The following is a 4,678-nucleotide window of genomic DNA, read 5'->3' on the forward strand; positions in this document are numbered from 1 at the left end:
GGTTCCTGGGAAGTTCTGGCTGAGCCGATCCAGACTGTCATGCGTCGCCACGGTATCGAAGAGCCGTATGAGAAGCTGAAAGCCCTGACCCGCGGCCAGGAGATGAACAAAGAGACCATTCAGACGTTTATCGATACGCTGGACATGCCTCAGGAAGCAAAAGACAGCCTGAAAGCACTGACGCCGCAGAACTACATCGGCAACGCAATCGATCAGGCAAAAGCGATCTAAGCACTTTACTGATCTAAAAATAACGGGGCCTGGTGCCCCGTTTTTTCTGACTCCAATTCTGATTTAAAAGACACTACACATGGAAAAACTGACTGCATCGGACGGCACTTCAATTCGCTACATCAGTATCGGTCACGGCCGACCACTGATCTTCTTGCATGGCTGGACGGCCAACGCTCGCGAATGGCTCCCTTTTGCATCCGAACTGGCTGACGAGTTTCAGGTGTTTTGCTGGGATGCCCGCGGCCACGGCGACCACCAGTACGAGGAAGACAGCGACACCCATATCAGCACCATGGCTCAAGACCTTCAACTGCTCATCGATAAATACGATCTGCAGGACGTTGTATTGGTCGGGCACTCAATGGGCGCGCTGACAACTTGGGAGTATATTCGTCAGTTTGGCACCGAGCGTCTGGGCGGTGTGTGTATTGTCGACCAGTCCCCTAAGCTCGTCACCGATGATAGCTGGGAGCATGGTATTTATAGTAACTTCCCCGCTGATAAAAACCAGCAATTAATTCAACGTCTATCTGAAAACTTCGCAGAAGGCGTTTTAGAATTGGTTGCTTTTGGCAACAATGTGCGCTCTCGGGAGAATTTCGAACGCAACTCCCGTGGCTTCCAGCAGATGCGTGAATACTTGCAGAAACTGCCGGGGCCGATGCTAACAGCATGCTGGCAATCTCTGACTGCACAAGATTATCGTGACATTGTCTCCGCCATCAATGTGCCTGCGTTGCTGATCTACGGCGACGAAAGCCAGTTTTATTCTCAGACACTAGCGAACTGGGTCGCGACCCAGATCAATGACTCCGAGCTGCATATCTATGAAAATTCAGATCACTCGCCTCAGCTTTGGCATCGCGAGCGATTTGTGTATGATCTGCGCCGTTTTGTAACACGCTTGAGTGAAGCCTGATCTAACTATGCTCGATAACATCCGTATTGTACTCATCAACACCTTCCACCCCGGTAACGTGGGCGCTGCAGCGCGCGCGATGAAAAACATGGGCCTGACAGACCTCTGGCTGGTGGAACCCAACGATTACCCGAACGACGAAGCAGTCTCACGCGCAGCAGGCGCTAAAGACCTGCTCGACAACGCAACGATCGTTAGCTCGCTGGAAGAAGCTATTAGCGACTGTCAGCTTGTCATTGGCACCAGTGCCCGCAATCGTACGTTTAATTTGCCACAACTGGATGCCCGCGCCTGCGCCGCCAAAGCGACAACCGAATCACAGCAAGGTAATGTTGCCATCGTTTTTGGTCGCGAAACCATGGGGCTGCACAACAGCGAACTGCAACAGTGCAACTACCATGTATTTATTCCATCCAATCCCGAATACCCGGTGATGAATATTTCACAGGCGGTTCAGGTCATGTGCTACGAATTATGGATGGAATCCAATCGCGATGACACGCAGTATCCGCAGCAGGAATATCCTCTGCACAAAGAGATGGGGTTATTCTATGACCACCTCGAACGGGTCCTGAATCGCACTAAGTTCATTATTCCTCAACATCAGGGAAAGGTACTGGAGAAGCTGCACCGATATTTTAACCGGTCACGCCCTGAGAAAACGGAATTGAATATGCTGCGCGGCATCCTGACCTCGGTCGAGGAAACACTTGATAACGAGAAGTCGTAACCGACTCACACAATTCTTTTTTGGAAATCGCTATGCATCAAGATCTCGCTACACTGTTAGAACAAACCGACCAGCTGCGCGAACACATGGACACCCTGCGCGGAGGCATACAGGCCGCACACGACCAGTCCCGCCGTCTGGAATATGATGCAGCTGGTATTAACGAATGCATGGCCAGCATCAAGAAATGCGTGCGTCTGGCTGGCAACAACCGTATGGCTGCCCTTTCTGCACGTGATATGCGTAAAGTGATGGGTGAGCTAGAAGAATCCGTAGAACGCCTTGCAGAGTTTATTGGCTAATGACAGACCAACCCTCCCCTTTCGGTGACATCTCCATTGAAACCTTTCTGCAAGAGTACTGGCAGAAAAAACCGCTGCTGATCCGCAACGCCTTTCCCGATCTGGAAGCACCTGTAGGTGCAGACGAACTGGCTGGACTGGCGTGCGAAGAAGATGTCGAAGCACGTCTCGTCATTCAAGGACCGGAAGAAGATCAGTGGGAACTGAAACACGGCCCCTTCAACGAAGACACCTTTGCTGCGTTGCCTGAAGACAACTGGACCTTACTGGTTCAGGCCGTTGACCATTGGGTACCTGAAGCAAATGAGATCGTTGAGCAGTTCCGTTTTATTCCCAACTGGCGTTACGACGACCTGATGGTGAGTTTCGCCAGCCAAGGAGGCGGGGTTGGACCTCATTACGATAATTACGATGTATTCCTGATTCAGACACAGGGCAAACGTCGCTGGGAAGTGGGAGGGTTCTTTGATCAGAACTCTCCACGTCGTCCCAATATGCCCGTGATGATCATTCCAGACTGGGAAGCTGAGAACACCTGGATACTGGAACCGGGAGATATGCTGTATATCCCACCACAAGTTGGCCACAACGGCGTCAGCGAAAGCGATGACTGCATGACCTATTCTGTAGGTTTCCGCGCACCGTCCCACGCAGAAATTTTGCGTAGCTTCACTGATTTTGTGGGGGAGAAACTCACATCGGAATCTCGCTATACCGATCCAGACTTAAAGCTGCAGGATAATCCTGGGCAGATTGAAGCTGAATCGCTGCAGCAGGTGCGTGACATCTTTAACCAGTACCTGAACGATGACGCGCAGTTATCGAAATGGCTGGGGGAATTTGTGACTGATCCAAAATATCCGGATCTGGATCAAGCCCCCGAAGATGATATCTCTCTGGAACAGTTACAGGAGACACTCGCTGACGGAGACCTGTTACTGAGCCGCAATGAAGGTAGTCGCTTCTCTTTCTTTCAGCTCCCTGAAAACCAGGTTCGGCTGTTTGTAGACGGCGAAAGCTTCCTATGTGAGGACGCAACCTGCTCACTCGCCACCTCTTTATGCCAGAACCCGAACATTGTGATCAATCAGGGTGACTGGTCTGATGAGGCACTGAAAATCTTGGTTCAGCTGCTGAATCAAGGCTCCGTTTACTGCGAGTAACGCGGCTCCGCTCTGTGCCGGAACGCAACTTATGCGTTTCCGGCAGCCTCCTCTTCCACCGATTTCGCGACCTCCACGATTAAACGGCGAATCCACTTGTGTGCACTGTTGTGCTGTAGAAGCGGACTCCACGCCATCTTGAGTTCGAACGGTGCAATTTCAAAAGGCGGCTCTTTAATCACCAGATGGGGATTCCCTTCCTGCGCAACAGCCGCTTTTGTCGGAATCGTCACCACCAATGATTTTTGCTGCGCCAGCAGTGCCGCCGACTGATAGTGCCGGGTAAAGACCGTAATGTGCCGCTGACGACCGATTCGCTGCAGCGCTTCGTCCACCCAACCAAGACGCTTGGTATCCTTAGGCGTTAGCCCCATCCCCGCTCCCATGCCGGTTTTACTCACCCAAACATGGTTTGCCTGAAGATAAGCATCCAGCGAAAACCGATCCACAATTGGGTTTTCGGCACTTAACAGGCAGGAGAAGCTATCACGCCATAATGTCACCTGATGAAACGACTGCGGCATGGAGTCAAAACGGTTTATAACCAGATCGACCTGACCACGCTCAACCTCCAGAAAACTCATATCACTTGGCGTCAGGATATCCAGCACGACTTCCGGTGCTTCATCGCGCAAACGCTCCAATAAACGCGGCAATAAGGTTGCTTCCCCATAATCACTGGTCATGATCCTGAAAACTCGATCACTGGACGCCGCATCAAATTCCTTATTGGGTTCGACCGCTTGCTCAATCGTCGCCAGTACCTGCCGAATGAGCGGCTGAAGCTCCTGTGCACGCTCAGTAGGCATCATCCCTTCGCTACTACGTACCAGCAACGGATCATCAAAGGTCTCCCGCAATCGGCGCAGCCCGTTGCTCATAGCCGGCTGCGTAATACCAAGCACGCTGGCTGAGCGCGTCACATTACGCTCCCTTAATAAGACATCCAGATACACCAGTAGATTAAGATCAATCCGTTCCAGATTCATAAATCACCCTCTCGCAGACTGACTAACTCGGCCACGTAACTGTTTGGAAACATTAAACGATTGTATCACATTCACGAAAATGATACCCAAGATAACCACCATTTATTTCATTTATGCCGCAGAGCACTCTAGTATTGATCTCGTTCCCGAATTGAGCGGCCACAACATAGGCTGCCCCCTAATAATGAAGGATTAACCATGTCTACATTAAACAAAGATATCGACAGCATCTCCGCACTGAAAGCGAATGCCGGCAGCCCTTGGGATGCCATCAACCCAGAATCTGCTGCGCGCATGCGTGCTCAGAACAAATTCAAAACTGGCCTGGACATCGCTAAGTA

General features: G+C 51.2%; 5 protein-coding genes and 1 pseudogene. 5 read left to right on the forward strand and 1 reads right to left on the reverse strand.

All coding sequences use genetic code 11. From position 1 onward, the window contains the following. The 5 genes and pseudogenes from ABYW01_RS14575 to ABYW01_RS14595 all read left to right on the forward strand — a co-directional run. Nucleotides 1-231: pseudogene (locus tag ABYW01_RS14575) on the forward strand (adenylosuccinate lyase); the annotation flags it as partial. A 79-nt stretch (nt 232-310) separates the two neighbouring features. Continuing rightward, nucleotides 311-1,153, forward strand: coding sequence for an alpha/beta fold hydrolase (locus tag ABYW01_RS14580; protein ID WP_372833960.1), 843 nt, complete (start codon nt 311-313; stop codon nt 1,151-1,153). Nucleotides 1,154-1,160: 7 nt separating this feature from the next. After that, nucleotides 1,161-1,883, forward strand: a complete 723-nt coding sequence (gene trmJ, locus ABYW01_RS14585) for a tRNA (cytosine(32)/uridine(32)-2'-O)-methyltransferase TrmJ (RefSeq protein ID WP_372833961.1) — start codon at nt 1,161-1,163, stop codon at nt 1,881-1,883. 32 nt (nt 1,884-1,915) lie between these two features. Next, the gene (locus ABYW01_RS14590; RefSeq protein ID WP_372833963.1) at nt 1,916-2,185 is read left to right on the forward strand and encodes a hypothetical protein; all 270 of its coding nucleotides are present in this window, start codon (nt 1,916-1,918) and stop codon (nt 2,183-2,185) included. Beyond that, on the forward strand, nt 2,185-3,348 hold the full coding sequence (locus ABYW01_RS14595; protein WP_372833965.1) for a JmjC domain-containing protein: 1,164 nt from the start codon (nt 2,185-2,187) through the stop codon (nt 3,346-3,348). Before ABYW01_RS14590 ends, ABYW01_RS14595 begins: the two co-directional genes overlap by 1 nt. A 29-nt stretch (nt 3,349-3,377) precedes the next feature. Here the strand turns inward: ABYW01_RS14595 and ABYW01_RS14600 are convergent, their stop codons facing one another. After that, nucleotides 3,378-4,337, reverse strand: coding sequence for a LysR family transcriptional regulator (locus tag ABYW01_RS14600; RefSeq protein WP_372833967.1), 960 nt, complete (start codon nt 4,335-4,337; stop codon nt 3,378-3,380). Nucleotides 4,338-4,678: the final 341 nt, after the last annotated feature.

The organism is Pontibacterium sp. (assembly GCF_041587635.1).
Classification (GTDB): domain Bacteria; phylum Pseudomonadota; class Gammaproteobacteria; order Pseudomonadales; family Balneatricaceae; genus Pontibacterium.

Bases quoted from the DNA above. Each gene is read 5' to 3' on its own strand.
- ABYW01_RS14580 (WP_372833960.1), top strand. From the start codon at position 311: ATGGAAAAACTGACTGCATCGGACGGCACTTCAATTCGCTACATCAGT.
- trmJ (WP_372833961.1), top strand. From the start codon at position 1,161: ATGCTCGATAACATCCGTATTGTACTCATCAACACCTTCCACCCCGGT.
- ABYW01_RS14590 (WP_372833963.1), top strand. From the start codon at position 1,916: ATGCATCAAGATCTCGCTACACTGTTAGAACAAACCGACCAGCTGCGC.
- ABYW01_RS14595 (WP_372833965.1), top strand. From the start codon at position 2,185: ATGACAGACCAACCCTCCCCTTTCGGTGACATCTCCATTGAAACCTTT.
- ABYW01_RS14600 (WP_372833967.1), bottom strand. From the start codon at position 4,337: ATGAATCTGGAACGGATTGATCTTAATCTACTGGTGTATCTGGATGTC.